Genomic DNA, 19,654 nt, shown 5'->3' with positions numbered 1-19,654 from the left:
AAACAGTGCCGCACACTCAATATTCACCACAAATCCCCGAAGCCCTCACCACCCATCCCGCCGTGCAAACCACGCATTCAGCCGGGCCACCGTGTCATCCTGCGACGACCGCAAAAGCGATGTTTCACGCCAACTTGCCTGCCGGTTAACCTCGGCGCGTCTGCGCGCCGCCGCGTCCGTCTCGGCCTGCGTTTCTGACAATGCATGTTTTTCAAGCCCGGCCAGAACCGCACTGGCCGATCCGGTGCCCCCGCTTTGCAACCCCGCCGCCCCCTGCCGGGCACGTAACCGCGCCTGACGAATGCGCAATTCCTCCGCCCGCTCGCGTGCGCGCTCTGTTTCACTCGCATTGATTTGCACGATATCGGCCTGCCGGTTGGCTTCGGTCTCTGCCGCGCGGCTTTTCTGCGCCGCCCGGTTTGATGAAATCTGCTGCCCGGTTTGCAGGGCAGAAAGTGCCATTGGTGCATAGGATGCAAACGCGCCCATCAGTCATTCACCCCCAATTCGCTGGCGACCCCCAGCAATAAAAAAGGCCGGGGAAAATCCCCGGCGATCCGCCATAATCCATCATTGTCCCGCCCGGCACTGCCGCGCCGCCAGCCAAGGGCACGCAAGCTCACATCACCGCTATAAGCCGCGTCTTCGCTCCGTCCTCTACCCAGCGTCACATCGCGAAATCCCCGCCCGGTATCAACACGCAACTGCGCGGTCTGCTGCACCCGGAATGTCACCGACACAAGCCGAAGCGCATTGCCCCCATGCGCCCGCGTGCCATCCGATCCGGCCGGTGGCAGGGCGGCAATTTCATGGATAAACGGCAATCCGACCACGACCGTTGAAACCGCGTTGGGCAGGCTGACCGTGCCCCCCGAAACCGTGATATCGCGGTAAAGTACACCATCGGCCCAGACGGCCAGCGTCACACCTTCAAGATCATCAAACCCGCCCCAATGACGGCGCGGGCTTTCGCCCTCCGCCAACTCTGCGGTGATCGAAAGATCAAGTCCGCAACCCTCATCAAACCGGCCAAGGTAAAATTTCCCGTCGCGCTCAAGGCAAAGGTAAACCTCCCCGCCCGCCACCGCGACGGCCCGAAACGCCGCCCCCTCAACTCTTTGCGCCGACCAGGCGGTGATCGCCTCGCTGCGATAAAGCGTCAGGGTGCCAAGGCTGCCATCGCCCATCACCACATGCAAAAGCCGATGATCGGCATCAAACGCCTGATCAACCGGGCCCTGCACCAGATGGCGCGACAACAATGCCAAATCCGCCGCCCCATAAGCCTGCTCGACATCGGTAAACAGGAATTCACGCAATTCCCGGCCGCTTCGCGCGGCAAAGATCGTTGCGCCATCGACATTGACCAACGGCACCGTCCGATCCGCCCGGCTGCCGATCCGGGTCTGGCGCGTCACCTGAATATTGGCCGGGGTCAACGGGTCCCCCGTCACCATCCATTCCGATCCGCTGGTGAAAACCTGCAAATGCCGACCGGCAAAAATGCCGGTAATCGCATTGACCTGATCGGCCAGCAGGGCAAATTCAATCGCCGCGTCATCCAGCCCCTCGCCCAGATCAAAATTGAACAGATCCCCCGATTTCGACATCCACAACCGGTTGGGCAAATCGCGCGATCCACCAATCACCATCCGGTCCTGATGAAACGTCACGCTGCGTGGCCAACCACGAACCGGCGAAAACACCTGTTCCTCAAAATCCTGTGTCGTGCTGGCATCGGGCAGGGCCTCTTGCAACGCAATCGTTGCCAGTGTCGCACTCGAAACCCCGGCAATCTCCCCCTCAATCCCCTGAATGCGCCAGCGCGTCCCGACATGCCCGGCCTCAAAAAGGGCCGAACTGGCCGTAATGCTTACCGTGCCACTCGTGCCCGATGGCGTGATCGAAACCGCCGGATCGCCGAATTTATAGTATGGCTGAAACCGCTTCACCGCCGTTTCCCGCCACGCCCAATTGGTCATTTCCCAAACACCAACTCCGTCACTAACATCAGCACCCGAGGCCTTGCGCGTCAATCGCATCGGCTCGACCTCCGGGTGGGTGACAAGCAGCGTATCGGCACTTTGCGTCCAGTTCAGAAGCGCATGGTGCATCACCCCAAACGGTGTCTCAAACCCGACAATCGCCACCCCAGCGCGATAAACCGTGCCCTGATAATCCCCAAACACCAGCAGATAGGTCTGCTCGGTATTGAACTCGAACGCGATCAACCGCACCGGGCCGGACACCGCATCAATCAACGCAATACCGGGCCGCCTGCGCACCCCGCCGCTCGGTTCAATAAACACATTGCGCAAACGCGCCGCCCCATTGCCATAGGCATTAAGGTCTGAGCGCCCCCACAATTCCGGGGCCAGTTCACCGGTCGAAAATGTCGTCTTTTCCAGTACCCTGCGCGCCATATCCCGTCCCCTTCACCACTCGCCCCAAAATCCCTATCCCCGCGCCGCGATCAGGGTAAAATCGCCAATCGCGCGCGGGGTCGATTGCTGCGCATCGGCCAGCCGGGCGCTGCGAAACTGGTCTTCGGCACGTTTAAACAGATATTCCGCCCGCGACGTACTTTCGGTCAGCGGCACACAAAATTCCGCCGCCAGGCGCGTGATCAGCGCCAGATCGAAAAACGCCGGAAACGCCCCGTCGGCCATCCGCCCGACATAGCGTAAATACGCCCGATCCGCCCCGCACCTCACCGCCCCCTGCACCAGCTCAAACTCCGGCACCGCCCCGCCATCCGTCTCAAGCGACAGCAACCGGATAAAATCACCGGGCAGGACAAACATGCCCTCGCCAGCGCCCAAAACTTCCTCACTCTCCCTCCGCGCCAGCCACGCCCCACGCGCGGCAAACCGCCACGGATACGCCGCCAGCATCCCGTCCCGAATGGCCGGATAAAGCATTCCCGCCACCTCCGCCTCGGCGGTGTCATCCTCAAACGAAACAATCGGTGCCGCCCCGATCATCACCAATGCACGCGCACAAAGTGCGATGTCGCTCAGTGCCATATCGCTTTCCCTTCAATTCCCGGTTGCCGATATCGTTGAAATATTGTCAAAATCCGTCTCAACCGACCGTGACAGCGTCGGGTAATCCGTGGCCGCCTCGACCGGCCCGCAGGAATGGAGCATCAATGTCGCGGTCCCAGCTTTTCGCATCGCTTTTCCTGATCGGAATCATCGGCACATCTGCCGTCACATCGGCCCAAAGTATCGATGACGACATCCTGATCGATAATTACTGGCGCAAGTCCTACGCAGGCAATGCCGAGGCCCAGCGCCTGCTGGCGGTCTTGCTGTCCTACGAGTATGCCGAGGACGGCGACATTGACGATGATGAACATTTCACCATCACCCGCCTGCTTGAATGCGCTGCCCTGCAGGGTGACCAGCCCGCCATTGATCAGCTGCAAAACATCAACGCCAATTTCGATATCAGCGAAACCGGCGAATGCTATTACACCGGGGCCGGTTACACCGCCGACGATCCGAAGCCCGCTGATCCGATCTCCGGGACTTTCGATGAAGACGCCCTGCGCGACGCCGCCATGAATGGCGATCCCGCCGCCCAGTTTGCTCTGGCCAAATATCTCGAAGGACAATTCCTCTTCTTTGATGCCTTCGAAGAAGCCGAAGGCTGGTACAATTGTGCTGCCAAACAGGGATACGCCCCGGCGATAGAGGCGATGGCAGGTGACAGCGGGATTACGACCTACCCGGCATCAGAACCCTGCCCCTTCACCAACCGGACCATGGATGCCAACGGCAAGATAACCGAACGCTTTACATCCTTCCGGCTCGTCGAGATCGAACCAGCTCCCGCACCCGAACCGGTACCCAAACCCGCCCCCGAACCGACGGCGACCGCCCCGGCAACCGATACCGAACCGCTCTTTGCCGATGCGCTGGCCGCCTATTATGGCGATGGCATGCCGCAGGATTTCCCCCGCGCGATGGAACTGGCCCGCAAGGCGGCGGATCATAACCATGCCGGGGCGATCAACCTGATTGGCGTCATGTATCTCAACGGGTCAGGCGTCGCACCCGACGCCACCGAAGCCGCCTATCACTATCGGCGCGCCGCCGATCTGGGCGATGTGTCTGCCATGGTCAATCTGGCCGATTGCTATCTGCACGGCATCGGGGTCGATGTCAGCCTTCCCCGCGCACGCGAATGGTATGAAAAGGCCGCCTCCGACGGCGACGCCTACGCCCAATACAACCTTTCCGCCATCTACCAGTCCGGTGCCGAGGGCATCGAACCCGATCCGGTGCTGGCCCGGAAGTGGATGAAGCTTGCCGCTGAAAACGGCGATCCCGATGCCCCTTACTATTACGGCCATTTCCTTGAATACGGCATCGGCGGCCCCGAAGACCCGGCAGGCGCAATTGTCTGGTATCAGAAGGCCGTCGAACTTGACGATACCAACGGTTTTGCCGCCATGGGCCGGATGCATTATTACGGCGAATACACCACCGAAGACCTCGAACTTGCCTGGTATTATCTGTCCATCGCCGCCGCGCGCGATCATGTCGAAGCCAAAACCTGGATCGAAGTCGCCGCCCCCTCCGTCACCTACGAACAACGCGCCCGAGCATCCGCTCAGGTCACCAAATATCTGGCGGAAAAAGGGGCGCAGTAAAACCATCGGACGGCAGGCTCATGGCCGGTTTTAAGGATGCGACACGATGGACTCCCGCTTTCGCGGGAGTGACGGTGAAAGGAGCTTTTCCCTGCCGTCATTCCCGCGCAGGCGGGAATCCAGTCCTTCGTGCCGCAGGTAAAAGCAGGGCCCGGAACCCCGGACCCCGCCCATCACTCAATCAGGCCCTAGCTCGAAGCCGCCACCGGATAAAACGCCTTGATCGCATAGGTCATCGCGACGTTGCGTGGACGGGTTTCGGCGCCAACTCGGGCATTTGGCGAGCCAGCACTGTCAAATGCCAACCCGGACACCAAACCACTATGGGTGCCCACGGCAGCTCTACCATTGTTATTAGCCTCGGCCTCACTGAACGCCCCATCAAATGACGCAAACGGTGCAAACATACCGCCGTCAGTGCCGTAGCCTAACGCACGAGCCGTAATGCGCTGCATCTGATCAAGCTGACCAGACGCAAACCCACGCCCATCATCCACACCCCGACCGGCATCAAAACCGCGAATGAATTCACCGCGAAGGTCCGGCAGGTTAAAGGTGGCAATCTGGTCCCCATCCCCCCAAACCGTGCCAATCACGGCATAAAGATCGGCATAATCGGTCCGCGAAACCGCCGAACCGTCACAAACCAGCCAGCCTTCCGGCGGGGTCGGCATGGCAAGAGCTGCGATCACACCGATCTCGGTGCCACCGGATGCACCACCATTCTGCCCCAGATAGCGGGCATCCAGCGCCTGAAGAAGCTGGGTTTTGTCATCGCAATTAGGCGTAATGCCTGCTGCCTGAATAACGTGAAGGACTTCGCAATCCACCGGGGTTGAACCCAACATAGACATTCTCCTGTCATTTCAAAAAACAAAACCCCGGCAACCTGCGCTGCCGGGGCAATAGAAAAGTGCGTTATTCGAAAGGCGAAACCTGATCAGGCAACCGGATAAAACGCCTTGATCGCATAGGTCATCGCGACGTTGCGCGGGCGGGTTTCGGCTGCAGTACGAACGACACGCGAAGCGTCAAAATCCGCACCATACGGCTCAAATGCAGAAGCGCCAGGAGCTTGAGAGAGCAGCTCCTCAATATTACTGCGAAACGCGCCTTCGAAAATATCGTTTCCGCCTCGCAATGCGCTGCCTCCGAAACGCCCCGTGATATTCTCAATTGCAAACTGCTGAGAACTAGCAAATACTCGATCCACATCCGCATCCACACCACGCCCGGCATCAAAACCACGAACAAACTCGCCGCGAAGATCCGGCAGGTTAAAGGTGGCAATCTGATCCCCATGGCCCCAGACGGTACCAATCGCGGCATAAAGATCGGCATAGTCGGTCCGCGAAACCGCCGAACCATCACAGACCAGCCAGCCCTCCGGCGGGGTCGGCATGGCAAAGGCCGTGACAGAGCCGATTTCGGCACCAGAACCGCCGCCATTGCCGCCATTGCCACCCGAACCACCATTGGCAATCAGGGTATTGATCGCCTGCAAAAGCTGGGTGTCATCCTGCCGATCCGGCGCGATATTGGCCGCCAGAACAACGTTCAGAACTTCGCTGGCAACCGGTGTATTACACTGCATGGATATTCTCCGTTTCAGTCAAAAGAAAACCCGGCAGCGGAATGCTGCCGGGTCGAGGGAAAAAGTTAACGCCGTAAAATCAGACCTTGATGATGTAGTTCAGCACCACGAAAGGCTGCATGTTGTTGTGCGGCTGGCCGCCCCCGCGGATTGATCCTGAGGAACTGGAGGAAACCCCGGCATTATTACCAGCCTGACCAATACCACCATCAATATGACCATCGTGTTCGGGCATCTCATCAACAGTAAGCTGGTGGGTTTCAGCCCCCGCCATCGCCCCCAGAACCCGATCACTCAGATCAACACCCTGACCGGCACCAATCGCCGCACGGCCACGCAAATCCGGGAGCTTGAAGCTGCCCGGTGCTTCGCCTTCGCCATAAACCGTGCCGATCACGGCAAACAGATCGGCATGTTCACTCGCGAGAAGTTCGGCACCATCGCACAGCATGAAACCATCCGGTGCCGTCGCACCGGCAAAGGGCAGCACCGTGCCAAGCGGTGTCGCACCACCGCCACCACCATTGCCGCCACCCGAAATCAGCGTATTGATCGCCTGCAAAAGCTGCGTCTTGTCATCGCAATCCGGCCAGATACCCGCCGCCTGGATAACGTTAAGCACTTCGCATTCGACCGGTTTGGAACCCTGCATTGGCATTCTCCTTTGTTGAACATAAAAAAACCGCTCCTGCCGGGGCAGAAACGGGTCGAGGGAAAAACGCAAAAATCTGTCAGTAAAATCGGTAAAGCCGGACGGCGGCCAGATCAATCCGTATTCGAACTGCCAATCGCCGTCATATCTCGGACATCAACGCCCAAAGCCCCCGAACTTGCCACGACGAACAGCCCGCCGGACATGGTGGCATCGCGGTTGGTATTGGCGATGATGATGTCACCAACCCGCAGCATGTCGCGGGCATCGGCAAAATAGCCCGCCGTATCAACATCGGCGGCGAAATCCGGGGTGATGTAATGCCAAAGCGTAAAGCCGTTGGCATAGGCCAGAACACTGAGGTTTCTGGCTTTAAAACCTTCTGCCATTTTGGTCTCCGTTATCTGTATGAAAAATCTTCAAAAGCCACGCGCTGTTGCGGCTTATTCCTTGGCCCGGATGCAGCTCACCCCGGCATCATCAACAAGCACCGCACCCTGGCTCATGGAATTGTTGACGAAATGCGCCGCATGATCGCCGTGCCAGGTAATGTCGGACTGCACATCGGCCCCGATCGCATGGCCAATCGCCGTTCTGTGATACCAGAAGCACGACCGGATGCCGTCCGCCACCGGAAGCCCCGAATGCGGCATCCACAGCGTGCCAAGCCACCGCTTGGCCTGCGTTCCCTTCCACGGAAGATCGTCATCGCCGACATAATCGGCATTGGAAAATTCGTTGATCTGCAAAAGCTGCGACCACTGTTTCCAGCCGACAATCGCATAACGCTGCCCGTCATCGGGCACATCGCGGTTGCCCATGCCCTCAAACGCTGCCATCACCTTGCCAAGGGTCAAGCCCGTATCATTGTGATCAATAAGCTCCTCGCCGCTTGCCAGCGCATTGATGATCAGCTCATCGGTCTTGCGACCCAGCGCATAGGCCCCGGCATTGGCCAGAACCATCTTTTCATCGTGATTGGTCTTGAGCTCATCAAGCGCATCGACCCAGTCACCGGCATAATAATCGCGAAGGTCACAGCGCACCGCCTCATGTTCGGCATTCATCACCGGCACCTTGCCGTGCCGTGCCTTGGTGGTGGCCGTGCCCTTGCCGACTTTCTGGAAAACCGTGCTGGCCCCCTTCACGCTGTTTTTGACCCGCACCGTATTACGAAGCTTTGATCCCATCCGCTGATAGGCCTGATGCACATCGGCCTGGAAATGATCCACAAAGCTTTTATCAATCGTGACACTCATCGGTTTATATCCTTCTGCCCATAAACAATTTTAAGACCGCAACGCGCGATGCAGCATCCCGAAACGGCAGCAAATCAGGCAATTCCGCCTTATTTGCACCCCGAACCGGTCATCTTGCGGTCATGGTTGAGTGGTCTTGTGTTTTGGCTCGAACCCCCATCGCCACGGGGGATCGAACATCTGTCCGGTTTGGCCGGACCTGTTGCAAAATTGATGATCTGGAGTTTGCGTTGCGCGCAAAACTGTTTGCCACCATCGCCCTGATCGGGATTGGGGCAGCGGGTTATACCCTGCTGCCCTATACCCCCGTTCCCGGCTATTTCAACGATTTCACCAGCCGGGTTTCGTCCCTTGCCGGGTTTGGCGCGGAAAATATCCGCGACCGGGTTCTGCCCGATCTCGAAGCCGAACTGTCCAACGCCGATCTTGCGATTGGCGCACCGGTTTTCGTGCGCGTCTTCAATGCGGATCGCGATGTCGAAATCTGGCTCAAGGCAAACAACCGTTACCGCATGTTTACCCGCTATAATTTCTGCGACGCCGATGCCATCACGCGCGCCAGCGACGCGAACAGCAGCACAACCGATGCCGCTACCGCCACCGTCGGCAATGCCGCCGAACTTGGCGTTTACCATGTCACGCGTGACGACCTTGCGCCGAGCAGCCCCCATCACCTCGAAATCGCCCTGACCCCGCTCACATCAGGCAGCCCCGAAGAAATGGCAGAACAGGCCGAAACCGCCCGCCCCGCCCTTCGCGGCAATTGCGAGGGCACGGGCGGTATTGCCCTTGAAAACAGCGATATCGAACCGGTCTATATGCTGATCGATACGGCCCTTCGCGCCGGGCAGGCACAGGTGCCCGTCCACGTCTTTGAAAAACGCCAGAACATGGATGATGCCGTGACCCTCACCGAAGACGCGTTTGCCAGCGTCCCGGCACCGGGGCTTTATGACGTGTATGCCGCGTTCGAGCGCACCCGCATTCCCCCCGAAGTCCACAAAACCGATGGCCGCTATCAGGTGAACTAGGAAATGCCATGCAGGCGGTCAAAACCTGCCTGCACCTCGGCGACAATCCCCGGATCACGGTCGCGCCAGTATCGCGGATCATTCATTTTCGCCCGGATATCAGCACGTAAATCACCTGTCGCATCACTTGACAAACCGGTACTCAATCCCGGCTCTCCCCCGCCACTCATCAACCGATGAATGCTGCGCACCCCATCTGCCGTTTGGCACAGAACCTCAAACGCCGCGTCGGGCAGGTTCTCGCGCCCCCATTTCTCAATCCGCGGTGCCAACCGTTTCCAGTTTTCCGCCCCGCCAAATTCCGCCGCCAATGCCGCGCGATCCGTGGCACGTTTGCCTGCCACCTCGACCTCGCCAATTAACGGCCCGATCACCTCGGCCGCCAGATCATAAACAAGCTGCGCCTGTGCGCCGGTAAATCCCGCTTCATGCAAGCGCGCATTCAACGCCGGATCAACCGCGCCCAGCACGTCATCAACCGCAATCTCGTATCCGTCCGGCGTTTCGGGAATGCTGGCCGGGTCAATGACCGCGATGGCTTCACCGGCCTCAACCTCACCTTCCGGCAAGACACCAGCATCGGAAACCTCATCTTCCGCGCCACTTTCCACATCTTCCAACACCTCCGTCACGCCGCCCGCCACATCGGCCGGACGCAACAGATTATCCTCCGCCCCCTGCCCGGCTTCTGGCCGCGCCGGGTTCTGATCAATGGTCATGATACACTCTCCCCTCTCCGCGCAGCCTCTCTGCTGCCCGGTTCCTGTTCATAAAATTGCGTTTTTCCTGATTACCAGTACACGCGGCACAAAAGTCTGGATGCCCACATTCGCGGGCATGACGGGGGAGGCAAAGGTCACGCCTCAACCGCTCCCGCCTCTCCACCCTCTCCGTCACTCCCGCGCAGGCGGGAGTCCATCGTGCCGCATGCACCAAACTGGCATCAAGCGCCCCACCTTCTCCGGCACAGCCGCCGCAGAGCTACCAACAGAAAGGGCAACCTCACCCTTTATCCGCCGCGCCCCGCTCTACGCTGCCCCTTGCAAGCCGCGCCATCTGCAAAACCAGCGCCCGCTGCCCTTCCCGCATCCAGATCGCCCGATCCGGGCTTTGCGGGCCAAGCGCGGTTTTGATGATGCTGCGTTCAAGCTCCGCCAGAACCTTCTGCCCCGCGTGCGTGCCAAAGCATTGCTGCCAATGCACCCGATCTGCTTCATCCGTTTCGTCGGCGGCTGCCACCTCCTCAAACCAGTCCCAGCCACTCATACCGCGTCCTCCATCATCGCCATCTCAACCATTGGCTCAACCGGCAAAACCGGCCTTAACAAATGGTCCGGCACGCCAAACTGATCGGCAAGCCAGCGGACCATGTGCGGCATGTCGACCTCGCCCAGCGCCTCCGGCCCCAGCGTCGCGATGCGTGACAGCCAATCCATCGCCTGCCCGGCCTGTACGCGTTTGGGCAACTGGGCCAATGGCGCGCTATGGCGCAACTGCACGACATCGCCATCAAGCGGCATATCGGGCAACTCGCCACGCCGCACCAGAATATGGATCGCCCGGCGAATAAGCGGATAAAGCAGTTCCGCCTGCAACCTGCCATAAGTCGCCCCCAGCAACCGGGCATTTTCCGATGCGCGTTCGAGAACCTCGGTCGCGGTCATGCCCGGCTGGTCACTTTGCCCCAGCCGGTCGGCCAACAGGCACCGCCGGATGCGATCACGCAAATCCGACAGCACCAGATCGGAAACATCAAACCGCCCCGGCGCATCAAGCGGCGTTAACCCCGCCGACCCGACCGCCTTCGGGATGATGCTGCCGGGCACCAGCCGGATCGCCGCCGGGTTCAAAACCCCGTCATCATCGGCCTGCCAGATGCCGGTCACCGCGATGGATGCGTTTTTAAGCACCAGCTCGACCACCTTGTTCGCCGTCTTGATATCGGGCAGCGCCTTCATCACCGGCGACCTGCCATAAACCTCGCCCGGTGCCTTCATCCAGCGAAACGCGATATAGGGCGACACCTCAAACCGGTCCCGATGGATCACCCCATCTTCGCCGGCCAGACCACCCGATACCTGCCCGCCATCCTCAAAAAACACGCAAAGCTGATAACCGCCAAACGCCCCCGGATCGGGCAGAACCGCCTCGACCACCGCGTATCGTCTCGGGCTCTGCCCCTCATCCCGATCCCTATCGGGCAACCGCGCCTCTGGCCATTGCCTTGCAATCTCGTCACGGGTCAGCGACAGCTTGCGAAACACCGCATCCATTCTGCCGTCACTGCGTTCCTCGAACGCCAGTTCACGCAGCGGCACCGCGCCAAACCGGAACGCCGACGGGCTTAGGAAATCATCCGCTTCAAGTCGAAGGCACGCCGTCCCCGCCGTCACCAGATCGAGAAACGCCTGATGCATCTCGACCGCGAAATTGGACCGGTCAAAATGCCCCTGCAAAATACTTGCGGCGCGCGCCAGCCGCGCGGTCAGAATGTCCCGATCCGCATCCGCCACATTGCCGCCCGGCTCAAACGCGAACCAGCCACCACTCGGCGGGGTGATTTCCGCCATCAGGCTTGCCGCAAGCTGCTCGACCGCATCGGGGGCCGTGGCATCAAACACCCGATCAAATTTCTTCTCCCCACCAGATACCCCGCCGGATGCCCCCGGTTGCTCGCTCGCCCCATTGCGTTGCGGCAGGGCAAATTCGTAACATTCCTGCCAATGCCGGACCCAGCCCTGCTTCTGCCCGACCGCCGCCCGGAACCGGGCCCGCAAATCGGCAATCGCAATCCCGCCGGCTTTGGTTCCGGTCCCGGCATTGCTGCCTGTCCCCGCACCAGCACCAGCACCTGCTCCAAGACGGCCGACCGGCTCCTTCGCCATCCGGCCAAATGTCGCCGCCGTCTGGTCTGCTCCCGACGGCCTGGCATCACCCGGCCTGGCATCCCCCGGATTGGCATCACCCGGCCCGGTCGCATTCCGACCGGCAGCACGCTGCGCTCCATCGGGAAGCCCCCGATCAGACGTCGCACGCTTCGCCGCCGCCCCCACCTTCCGGGCCGGACGGACCGGGCGCGCTTTGCGGTTCTGCCGTTCTGTCATCGCCTAATCCCCCAAAAGATTTTTGCCACCCGCCGCACGGTCGATCCGGTCTGACAACAGGCCACGAAACCCCGTACCGATCAGACCGGCCCGGCCATAGCGTCGCCGCTCCAGCGCCTCGGACCGCGCCCGTCGTGCCGCTTCTGCCGCACTTTCCCCGTCATCGACGGACGCCGCGTTTGCGGACGGACTGGTGGCAATTGGTGGTGGCGCGGATGGTTTTGGTGTCGAAAACAGACTGCCCATGATGCCCCTTTACCTCCTTCTGCCCCCGCCCCGAACGGGGCAAAACAAAACACCCCAAACCGGGGCCCAAAAAACAAACAGCCCCAAACCGGGGCTAAAAAAAACAAACGCCCTTAAACGGGCTTGGAAACAAAAACGCCCGCAACGCGATAAAGCGATGCGGGCGCAATTGTGGTGTTGACTTCTCCCTTATGGCACAAGAAAAAGAACAAATCAAGAACATTTTTCAGAAAAATGCTATTTTCTTCATAAACATTTGTTTTTGCATGTTTAATTTCACCAAAAACGTCCTGAATCTCGCCAACATCAAGATGCAACTAGTTTTAGTTGCATAAAATCCCGGCATTTGTTATATTCCATTTCATCCGCAACAAATCAGGGCGTCGCAAATTGCCATGGGCAGGAAAGACAAACTGATTGAACGGCTTAAAAGCAGACCAAAAGATTTTAGCTGGGATGAACTGGTCCGCCTTCTGACGGCCTTGGGTTATACCGAAAACAATAGCGGAAAAACCGGCGGTTCACGGCGCAAATTCACCCATGCAACGGCACCCACGATCAGCCTGCACAAACCACATCCAGGCAACATCGTGAAGCTTTATGTCATCAACGAAGTGTTGCGATTGTTGACCGAAGAGAAACTGATATGACCAACATGCTCGAATACAAAGGCTATCTTGGATCGGTGGAATTCAGCGACGAGGATGAAGTATTCCACGGGAAGCTCGAATTCATTCGCGACCTTGTCACCTATGAGGGAACGGATGCCAAAAGCCTCAAGGACGCCTTTCACGAAGCCGTGGAAGACTATCTTGAACTTTGCCAGTCAGAAAACCGTGCCCCTGACACCCCGTTAAAGGGCAGTTTTAATGTGCGGCCCGGTCCCGAACTTCATCGTCGGGCAATGCTGTTTGCCCTGCGCCATCACATGAACCTTAACAACGTGGTTATTGATGCGCTTCGCAGGCATCTTGACCGCGAAGACATCCCCGCCTGAACCTCGAAAAATGCTGGTTTTTCAAAGGCTCAGGCGGCACAGTCTCAGCCATATAGCGGCCATTTCTCCGCTTGCAGCATCTCCTTTGTTTCCGCACGTTTTATCGCACAAAAAAGTTGATGCGGCGTCACGATCCAGAACCCGGAAATGCCCAGCAACCGTTTGACGAACTCGACACAGGTAAACGCACCCAACCGCACCCGCCGGGGGACTTCCGCCGGATAACTGACCCAGATGCAGTCAAATCCGCGCGCCCGGTAATGGGCTTCGGGATCGAACAGAACCGAATATTGCCAGACATCGCACGCCACCCGGTGGCTTTGCGGATCAAGGCAGATCCACTCCCCGGCACGTCCGCCCGACATCAGCACGAAACAATGCCGGAAACCGGGTTTCAACCACCGCAAAAGCCGCTTTTCGGGCGCATCGGCAAACACGACAAGCACATCGCGCATCACCGGTTCAGTTGGCGAATTTACCGGCTGTTTCGGCACAGAATCCGCCTGAGCACCCGCTTGGATATCGGGCCGGATTGCCTCTCGGGTCAAAGTCTGCATGGCGGCAATTCTCCCGTCATTTTAATCATCCTTTCGGGATGGTGAAAGGCATCCTCGGCCCCTGGCAGGACGATATCGCGCGCAATCAACGCATCCTGCAAGGCCGCCATCGCATCACACCAAAGATCATATTTCGGCTTTTCACGGCCATCACGCGGATCGGGTGTGCGTTCCACCAGCCCGTAATATTCGATCACCTGCAAATGCCGGTCACCCAGCACATTTTCACGCCGGAGCCGCATGACCGCGTTATAAATATCATCCGGGTCGCACGGGCGCACAACGTCACTGGCATCCGCCACCACACGTGCCCCTTCGATCCGTGACGCCTGGCACCGCACAAACCAGAACCACGCCTGCATTGCGCTGGAAAACGGGGTCGTCACGCGGTCCGCGATCGGCTTGGGAAAAAGTCTCTGTTCACTCATTTCGCCCTCCTGCTGAACTGCCTGTCTCGCATCAACACCTCCGAAAACGCGCGCAATTATCCCCTTTCGCGCCTCAAAGAAGCCCAAAGCCAATTGCCTGCCGGATATGTAAAGATGGCCAACGTGATACGTGCAAAACCCGGCTTATATGCCGCTTTCCGCCATTCTGACCGCATCAAAGCTATTTCCGGATGCACTTCCGGTGTTGATCCACAAGCTATAATCCCTTTTTGTTCTCATTGTAAAGGATTAATTTCCTATTATTCGAACGACCGCAAAAATCCTCGACTTGCGGGCCAGCGGATGAATAATGGCCTGTGAAATATCCACAACCAGACGAGAGACTCCCATGAGCTGGGCCAGCATCAAAATGACGCAACAGGAAGCAATGGGAACATCGACCGATTTTGTCGATGCGTTTGAAAAGCTTTTCATTGCCGCCAAAAAACCACGTGATGCCGCCCTTTTCTGCTCCCGCGAACTGGGGCCGGATGATGCGTTTTTCCTCTCCCCCGGCGCGCAGAAAATTGCGACCTCCCTGCTCGCACTCCGCCCGGCCACGAAATGCAAGGCCCCGTCGAAAAAGGATGTGATCCTGCTGGCCGGCCACGATGACGGGATTGCACTTCTGCGCTAATCACCGCCCGGCCCCTTTCATCACAAAACCGCTTCTGAACTGTCTTCATGGACGCCCCATCGGGCAATTTTCCATCACCGGTCGATGCAATCCACTGCATGCCGATCCACTGACAGTCAGGAGTCTCCCATGGCAAATGCACCCGCCCCGCGTTACGAGCTTTACAAGGACAAGAAAGGCGAATGGCGCTGGACCTATATCGCGCGCAACGGCCTTAAAATCTCCATGAGCAGCGAGGGCTACAAAGCCAAAGCCGACTGCCTTCATAGCATCGATCTGCTGAAAGCATCAAAAGACGTCCCGGTGCATGAAGCCGGTGCATGACGCCACCGCCTGCCCCCAAAACCCCGGCATGCATTGCCGGGGTTGATAACCTTTTCAATCATATGGCGATATCGGTTCAACTTTCGGATATGCAAGGAATTTGTTCCTTTTCGGCCGCCCCGTCATCCTGCTAGGATACCGCATGATCCGGCAAGAACAGATATGGGGCGCACTCGACAAGATCGCCGAAGATAACGGGCTGACCCCCTCCGGGCTGGCCCGTCTGGCGCAGCTTGACCCCACCACTTTCAACCGGTCCAAACGCACGACAAATCAGGGCAAACCCCGCTGGCCCTCGACCGAAAGCATTTCAAAGGTGCTCTCGGTGGCCAATGTCACCTTTCAGGAATTCGCCCAGCTTGTCGATGGCAACGGGGCCGGGCGCGTGCCGGTCATCGGCTTTGCCCAGGCCGGGAATCGCGGCTTTTTTGATGATGCCGGTTATCCGGTTGGCGGCGCGTGGGAAGACATCACCTTTCCCGCCCTGCATGATCCGACCGCCTACGGGCTTCGGATTTCGGGGGATTCCATGGCCCCGGTCTTTCGCGATGGCGATCTGATTGTCGTCTCCCCGGCATCAAACATCCGCCCGCAGGACCGCGTGGTTGTCAAAACCACATCGGGCGAAGTCATGGCCAAGGAACTGGTGCGCCGCGGGGCGATGGGGGTGGAACTGAAATCGCTGAACCCGGCCTATGAGGACCGCTATGTCGAAGCCCGCGACATTGACTGGATCGCGCGCGTCCTTTGGGTCAGCCAATAGAACAACCATCACCTTTTTGCATTCTCCTCAAATGGGGATAGTGCGTTAAGAATTTTGCGTGATAATCGTCCCGAAACATTGGGATCGGGGTCTTCATTTTTGCGCCCGGCTTCCCATCTGATCAGAAGCGCCCAACCCCGGGAAGGAACGAATTTGCGTTTGGCCCCTGTGCACATCATCCGCTTTGTGGCGACTGCGCTAACCTATTTCGTTTTTGGCTATGCCGGGTTGCAATTCCCCTTCTATGGCAGCAGCGTCACCCTGATCTGGGCGCCTTCCGGGATTGCCTTGGGGTCTTTGATTGCATGGGGATGGCGTTATTTTCCCGCCGTGTTTGCAGGTGCGCTTCTGGTGAACCTGACGACGGCGGCACCGGTTGAAACCGCCATTCTGATTGCAATCGGCAACACCCTGGCCGCGACGCTTTCCGCGATACTGATCGCCCGGATATCTGGCCGCTCCCCGCTTTTGACCGCGCGCGGGATTTTCAGCCTGATCATGATCGGCGGGCTTGGTGGCCCGGCACTTGCAGCACTTTGCGGTACGACAAGCCTCAGCCTGACGGCAATTGGCAATTTTGATCAGTTCGCCACCATCTGGCGGGGCTGGTGGCTTGGTGATCTGGTCGGTGTAATGGTGATCGGGCCGCTGGTTTTGCGCCTGATCCATCAGAAATGGCGATCACACGGCTTTGCATATTACGGCGAACTGGCCTTTGTCTGTGTCGCCACCATCATCGTGTCCTCGGTCGTCCAGACAACCCCGCTGATTGCCAAACCGGAATATCTGTTCATCTTTGTCTCCCTGCCCTTTGTTCTGTGGGGGGCGGTGCGGTTCGGGTTGCTGGGCGCGGCATTGGTCAATGCCTTTATCGTCGTTGATATCGTTGTTTTTGCCGCCTTGGGCGAAAGCACCTTTATCCACACCTCCAACATGAATATCGGCCTTGAAAATCTTTACAGCTATGTGATTGCGGTTTCGGTCGGGACATTGTTGCTCGGTGCGGGCATCGAAAAAATCAATGTCATCACCATGCGCACCCGCGATGGCCGGATTTCAAGCGACATCCACCGTCTGCGTCGCAACCTGGCCCTGATTGTCGGCCTGACCGGTTTTTCGATATCGGGGCTGGCGGCATGGTACACATTCGGTCAGATCGATCACGCCGTTGACGTCCAGACGGAACAGTACCGCCGCGCCTTCGAAGCATCCCTTCGCGAAGAACTGGGCCGCGCCACCGACAGCCTGATTGCCGTGCGCACCCTGTTTGATGTCCATGGCGATGTGTCGTTTCATACCTTCAACGCCATGATCGGCCCGTGGGTCGAACGCAGACCGGGTGTCGCAGCACTGGAATGGGTCCCCTATATCGAACGCCGCGCGCGCGGTCTGATCGAGGAAAATGCCTCCCTCCGGGGTGTTGAAAATTTTGAAATTCGCAATCTGATCGATGGCGACATGCGACGCTCCCCGGAACGCGATGAATATTTCCCGGTTTTTTACGTTTTTCCGCAGTCCGGCAATGAAAATGTCGTCGGGTTCGATCTGGCAAGCGATGAAATCCGCAACCAGGCCCTGCAAACCGCCATCCGTACCGGAAACATTACCCTGACCGAACCGATACGGATGCGGCAGTCCGCCACCGCCGAAATCACGGCACTGGCCTTTTTAAATGTCCCGAACCGGCGCAATCCCGGCAAGGCACCGCTTGGTCTTGCGGTTGGCGTGCTGCGTTTGACCAATATGATCACGCGTGCCGCCCGCATTGCCCGCCTGCCATCGGATTTTGAAATCCATCTGGCGGATATGGATGCCCCCGAAGGCCATCAACTGATCTATTCCAATCGACGCCCGGAATATGCGATCACGCATATCGTCAAGGAAATCACCTCCGGCTATAACCCCAAGGTCTCGACCTTTACCTTTGGCTTCCGCGACTGGACGATTGTCCTGCACGGGCCCGAAGCCCGCCTGAACGGGCTTTTATACTGGCAGCCATGGGCGATCTTTGTATTTGGTGCCACCATCAGCATCCTTCTGATGGTCTATCTGCGGTCCCTGACCCGCACCGAAAAACGGATTGTCGATCTGGTCTATCAACGCACCAGCGAACTTGATAACGCCCGTCAGGAAGCCGAAAACGCCATGAATCAGGCGCAACAGGCCGACCGCGCAAAATCCGAATTCATCGCCCATATGAGCCACGAATTCAGGTCCCCAATGACCTCGATCCTCGGCTACGCCCAGTTGGCACGCGATGCCATTGACAAAAACGAACCGTCCGAAACCATCCGAAGCTATCTTTCGACCATCAATGGGGCCGGGCGTCATGTCTTGTCCCTGATCGGCGATGTTCTTGATCTCTCAAAGATCGAGGCCGGCAAACTGGTCCTTGAAGAAGTGCCAACCGACATACACGCGATTTGCGAAGAAGTCGTTTCCATGATGATGGTCCCGGCACGCAATCAGGATAACCGCCTGCATCTTGATATCCCGGCCGACATGCCGCGCTGGGTGATCGGCGATCCGGTCCGCATCAAGCAGGTCCTGACCAATTTGGTTTCCAACGCGATCAAATTCACCAGATCCGGCACTATCCATGTTGTCGTAACCCGGCAGGAAACCACCAACGGTCGCATGGCGTTCCGCATCTCTGTCCGTGACGAGGGGATCGGCATCCCGGTCGACAAGGTCCGCTCGATCTTCGAAGCCTTCACACAGGTCGATACATCAACAACCCGCCGTTTTGGCGGAACCGGCCTTGGCCTTGCGATCTGTCAGAAAATGATCCTGGCGATGGGCGGCACGATTGATGTCGAAAGCATCGAGGGCAAGGGCAGCACCTTCTGGTTTGACCTCGACCTGCCGCTGACAGACGCGCCAAAACGTGGTAGCGAAGCCGAAGACGACCGTCAGCTCGGCCTCGCCGATCCGGACAAACCGCGCGTCATGGGACGGAAGCTTCTTCTGGTCGAGGATATCCAGATCAACCGTATTCTCGCCCAGAAACTGCTTGAACAGCAGGGCCATGAAATCGTCACCGCCGCCAACGGGCAGGAAGCCCTTGACCAACTGCTTGAACATGATTTTGACGCGGTCTTGATGGATGTGCATATGCCCGTCATGGACGGGATCGAAGCCACCCGCCAGATCCGCGAATTTGCCGACCCGATCAAGGCAACCATCCCGGTTCTGGCCCTGACCGCAGATACATCAAGCGACAATCTGGCAGAATTTCGCGCGGCCGGCATGGATGCGCACTGCACCAAGCCGCTCGATATCAAGGCCATCAATCACGAACTTTCCCGCCTTGATTACCGCATGCTCACAGAACGCAAACAGCAACTGACCGGCACCGGGGACTAAACCCGGCACCGGTCAGCATGCATTCAATATCGTGCC

Annotated in this window: 22 protein-coding genes; 8 read left to right on the top strand and 14 right to left on the bottom strand. The window is 58.5% G+C overall.

Going from position 1 to position 19,654, the window contains the following annotated elements:
- Positions 1-45: 45 nt before the first annotated feature.
- The 3 genes from SMB34_RS17190 to SMB34_RS17180 are packed head-to-tail and all read right to left on the bottom strand — an operon-like array spanning position 46 to position 3,026.
- Complete coding sequence (locus tag SMB34_RS17190) at positions 46-489, bottom strand: hypothetical protein (protein WP_037991869.1); 444 nt, start codon at positions 487-489, stop codon at positions 46-48.
- A complete protein-coding gene (locus SMB34_RS17185) occupies positions 489-2,423 on the bottom strand; it encodes a phage tail protein (RefSeq protein WP_037991867.1) in 1,935 nt (644 codons plus the stop codon). Before SMB34_RS17185 ends, SMB34_RS17190 begins: the two co-directional genes overlap by 1 nt.
- A gap of 33 nt (positions 2,424-2,456) precedes the next feature.
- Positions 2,457-3,026, bottom strand: coding sequence for a phage connector family protein (locus SMB34_RS17180; RefSeq protein ID WP_037991864.1), 570 nt, complete (start codon positions 3,024-3,026; stop codon positions 2,457-2,459).
- A gap of 125 nt (positions 3,027-3,151) precedes the next feature.
- On the opposite strand from SMB34_RS17180, the gene SMB34_RS20755 reads away from it, so the two are divergent.
- A complete protein-coding gene (locus tag SMB34_RS20755; RefSeq protein WP_051682381.1) occupies positions 3,152-4,660 on the top strand; it encodes a tetratricopeptide repeat protein in 1,509 nt (502 codons plus the stop codon).
- Between the two features lie 188 nt (positions 4,661-4,848).
- Here SMB34_RS20755 and SMB34_RS17170 read toward each other — a convergent pair whose 3' ends face one another.
- From SMB34_RS17170 to SMB34_RS17150, 5 genes are all read right to left on the bottom strand, one after another.
- Positions 4,849-5,508, bottom strand: a complete 660-nt coding sequence (locus SMB34_RS17170) for a phage tail protein (RefSeq protein ID WP_037991862.1) — start codon at positions 5,506-5,508, stop codon at positions 4,849-4,851.
- Between the two features lie 92 nt (positions 5,509-5,600).
- On the bottom strand, positions 5,601-6,254 hold the full coding sequence (locus SMB34_RS17165) for a phage tail protein (protein ID WP_037991861.1): 654 nt from the start codon (positions 6,252-6,254) through the stop codon (positions 5,601-5,603).
- A gap of 79 nt (positions 6,255-6,333) precedes the next feature.
- Positions 6,334-6,906: a phage tail protein gene (locus SMB34_RS17160; protein ID WP_051682380.1), complete on the bottom strand. Its 573-nt coding sequence runs from the start codon at positions 6,904-6,906 to the stop codon at positions 6,334-6,336.
- 113 nt (positions 6,907-7,019) lie between these two features.
- On the bottom strand, positions 7,020-7,295 hold the full coding sequence (locus SMB34_RS17155) for a hypothetical protein (RefSeq protein WP_037991859.1): 276 nt from the start codon (positions 7,293-7,295) through the stop codon (positions 7,020-7,022).
- A 54-nt stretch (positions 7,296-7,349) separates the two neighbouring features.
- A complete protein-coding gene (locus SMB34_RS17150) occupies positions 7,350-8,165 on the bottom strand; it encodes a phage capsid protein (protein ID WP_037991857.1) in 816 nt (271 codons plus the stop codon).
- 230 nt (positions 8,166-8,395) lie between these two features.
- On the opposite strand from SMB34_RS17150, the gene SMB34_RS17145 reads away from it, so the two are divergent.
- Positions 8,396-9,196, top strand: a complete 801-nt coding sequence (locus tag SMB34_RS17145; protein WP_156962699.1) for a hypothetical protein — start codon at positions 8,396-8,398, stop codon at positions 9,194-9,196.
- Here SMB34_RS17145 and SMB34_RS17140 read toward each other — a convergent pair.
- From SMB34_RS17140 to SMB34_RS17125, 4 genes are all read right to left on the bottom strand, one after another.
- Positions 9,193-9,915 (bottom strand): capsid assembly protein, encoded by a 723-nt coding sequence (locus SMB34_RS17140; RefSeq protein ID WP_051682379.1) that lies wholly within the window; start codon positions 9,913-9,915, stop codon positions 9,193-9,195. The two genes, SMB34_RS17145 and SMB34_RS17140, sit on opposite strands and share 4 nt — an antisense overlap.
- Positions 9,916-10,198: 283 nt before the next feature.
- A complete protein-coding gene (locus SMB34_RS17135) occupies positions 10,199-10,462 on the bottom strand; it encodes a Bbp19 family protein (RefSeq protein WP_037991855.1) in 264 nt (87 codons plus the stop codon).
- Positions 10,459-12,300: a portal protein gene (locus tag SMB34_RS17130; protein WP_037991854.1), complete on the bottom strand. Its 1,842-nt coding sequence runs from the start codon at positions 12,298-12,300 to the stop codon at positions 10,459-10,461. Before SMB34_RS17130 ends, SMB34_RS17135 begins: the two co-directional genes overlap by 4 nt.
- A gap of 3 nt (positions 12,301-12,303) precedes the next feature.
- Positions 12,304-12,546: a hypothetical protein gene (locus SMB34_RS17125; protein ID WP_037991853.1), complete on the bottom strand. Its 243-nt coding sequence runs from the start codon at positions 12,544-12,546 to the stop codon at positions 12,304-12,306.
- A gap of 395 nt (positions 12,547-12,941) precedes the next feature.
- Here SMB34_RS17125 and SMB34_RS17115 point away from each other — a divergent pair, with 395 nt between their 5' ends.
- Both SMB34_RS17115 and SMB34_RS17110 read left to right on the top strand, forming a co-directional pair.
- The gene (locus tag SMB34_RS17115; RefSeq protein WP_037991851.1) at positions 12,942-13,196 is read left to right on the top strand and encodes a type II toxin-antitoxin system HicA family toxin; all 255 of its coding nucleotides are present in this window, start codon (positions 12,942-12,944) and stop codon (positions 13,194-13,196) included.
- Positions 13,193-13,543 carry a type II toxin-antitoxin system HicB family antitoxin gene (locus tag SMB34_RS17110; RefSeq protein WP_007090429.1) on the top strand — a complete coding sequence of 117 codons (351 nt, stop codon included), beginning with the start codon at positions 13,193-13,195 and terminating at the stop codon, positions 13,541-13,543. The genes SMB34_RS17115 and SMB34_RS17110 overlap by 4 nt, the downstream gene beginning before the upstream one ends.
- A 44-nt stretch (positions 13,544-13,587) precedes the next feature.
- On the opposite strand, the gene SMB34_RS20750 is transcribed toward SMB34_RS17110, so the two are convergent.
- Together SMB34_RS20750 and SMB34_RS17100 are read right to left on the bottom strand one after the other, a co-directional pair.
- Complete coding sequence (locus SMB34_RS20750) at positions 13,588-14,100, bottom strand: hypothetical protein (protein ID WP_051682378.1); 513 nt, start codon at positions 14,098-14,100, stop codon at positions 13,588-13,590.
- Positions 14,088-14,528, bottom strand: a complete 441-nt coding sequence (locus SMB34_RS17100) for a hypothetical protein (protein ID WP_037992003.1) — start codon at positions 14,526-14,528, stop codon at positions 14,088-14,090. Before SMB34_RS17100 ends, SMB34_RS20750 begins: the two co-directional genes overlap by 13 nt.
- A gap of 349 nt (positions 14,529-14,877) precedes the next feature.
- On the opposite strand from SMB34_RS17100, the gene SMB34_RS17095 reads away from it, so the two are divergent.
- The 4 genes from SMB34_RS17095 to SMB34_RS17080 all read left to right on the top strand — a co-directional run bounded on the left by SMB34_RS17095 (position 14,878) and on the right by SMB34_RS17080 (position 19,618).
- Positions 14,878-15,165, top strand: coding sequence for a hypothetical protein (locus SMB34_RS17095; protein WP_007090432.1), 288 nt, complete (start codon positions 14,878-14,880; stop codon positions 15,163-15,165).
- 129 nt (positions 15,166-15,294) lie between these two features.
- Positions 15,295-15,489, top strand: coding sequence for a YegP family protein (locus SMB34_RS17090; protein ID WP_037991848.1), 195 nt, complete (start codon positions 15,295-15,297; stop codon positions 15,487-15,489).
- A 142-nt stretch (positions 15,490-15,631) separates the two neighbouring features.
- Positions 15,632-16,252: a LexA family transcriptional regulator gene (locus SMB34_RS17085; RefSeq protein WP_007090434.1), complete on the top strand. Its 621-nt coding sequence runs from the start codon at positions 15,632-15,634 to the stop codon at positions 16,250-16,252.
- A gap of 153 nt (positions 16,253-16,405) precedes the next feature.
- The gene (locus SMB34_RS17080; protein ID WP_240478862.1) at positions 16,406-19,618 is read left to right on the top strand and encodes an ATP-binding protein; all 3,213 of its coding nucleotides are present in this window, start codon (positions 16,406-16,408) and stop codon (positions 19,616-19,618) included.
- Positions 19,619-19,654: the final 36 nt, after the last annotated feature.

Source organism: Thalassospira permensis NBRC 106175 (assembly GCF_000714555.1).
Lineage (GTDB): Bacteria > Pseudomonadota > Alphaproteobacteria > Rhodospirillales > Thalassospiraceae > Thalassospira > Thalassospira xiamenensis.
Note: the sequence above shows the minus strand (reverse complement) of the source record. Positions and strands in the feature narration are given on the sequence as shown.

Bases quoted from the DNA above. Each gene is read 5' to 3' on its own strand.
- SMB34_RS17085 (WP_007090434.1), top strand. From the start codon at position 15,632: ATGATCCGGCAAGAACAGATATGGGGCGCACTCGACAAGATCGCCGAA.
- SMB34_RS17165 (WP_037991861.1), bottom strand. From the start codon at position 6,254: ATGCAGTGTAATACACCGGTTGCCAGCGAAGTTCTGAACGTTGTTCTG.
- SMB34_RS20755 (WP_051682381.1), top strand. From the start codon at position 3,152: ATGTCGCGGTCCCAGCTTTTCGCATCGCTTTTCCTGATCGGAATCATC.
- SMB34_RS17135 (WP_037991855.1), bottom strand. From the start codon at position 10,462: ATGAGTGGCTGGGACTGGTTTGAGGAGGTGGCAGCCGCCGACGAAACG.
- SMB34_RS17130 (WP_037991854.1), bottom strand. From the start codon at position 12,300: ATGACAGAACGGCAGAACCGCAAAGCGCGCCCGGTCCGTCCGGCCCGG.
- SMB34_RS17180 (WP_037991864.1), bottom strand. From the start codon at position 3,026: ATGGCACTGAGCGACATCGCACTTTGTGCGCGTGCATTGGTGATGATC.
- SMB34_RS17090 (WP_037991848.1), top strand. From the start codon at position 15,295: ATGGCAAATGCACCCGCCCCGCGTTACGAGCTTTACAAGGACAAGAAA.
- SMB34_RS17095 (WP_007090432.1), top strand. From the start codon at position 14,878: ATGAGCTGGGCCAGCATCAAAATGACGCAACAGGAAGCAATGGGAACA.
- SMB34_RS17185 (WP_037991867.1), bottom strand. From the start codon at position 2,423: ATGGCGCGCAGGGTACTGGAAAAGACGACATTTTCGACCGGTGAACTG.
- SMB34_RS17140 (WP_051682379.1), bottom strand. From the start codon at position 9,915: ATGACCATTGATCAGAACCCGGCGCGGCCAGAAGCCGGGCAGGGGGCG.
- SMB34_RS17110 (WP_007090429.1), top strand. From the start codon at position 13,193: ATGACCAACATGCTCGAATACAAAGGCTATCTTGGATCGGTGGAATTC.
- SMB34_RS17115 (WP_037991851.1), top strand. From the start codon at position 12,942: ATGGGCAGGAAAGACAAACTGATTGAACGGCTTAAAAGCAGACCAAAA.
- SMB34_RS17170 (WP_037991862.1), bottom strand. From the start codon at position 5,508: ATGTTGGGTTCAACCCCGGTGGATTGCGAAGTCCTTCACGTTATTCAG.
- SMB34_RS20750 (WP_051682378.1), bottom strand. From the start codon at position 14,100: ATGCAGACTTTGACCCGAGAGGCAATCCGGCCCGATATCCAAGCGGGT.
- SMB34_RS17190 (WP_037991869.1), bottom strand. From the start codon at position 489: ATGGGCGCGTTTGCATCCTATGCACCAATGGCACTTTCTGCCCTGCAA.
- SMB34_RS17155 (WP_037991859.1), bottom strand. From the start codon at position 7,295: ATGGCAGAAGGTTTTAAAGCCAGAAACCTCAGTGTTCTGGCCTATGCC.
- SMB34_RS17125 (WP_037991853.1), bottom strand. From the start codon at position 12,546: ATGGGCAGTCTGTTTTCGACACCAAAACCATCCGCGCCACCACCAATT.
- SMB34_RS17150 (WP_037991857.1), bottom strand. From the start codon at position 8,165: ATGAGTGTCACGATTGATAAAAGCTTTGTGGATCATTTCCAGGCCGAT.
- SMB34_RS17160 (WP_051682380.1), bottom strand. From the start codon at position 6,906: ATGCAGGGTTCCAAACCGGTCGAATGCGAAGTGCTTAACGTTATCCAG.
- SMB34_RS17100 (WP_037992003.1), bottom strand. From the start codon at position 14,528: ATGAGTGAACAGAGACTTTTTCCCAAGCCGATCGCGGACCGCGTGACG.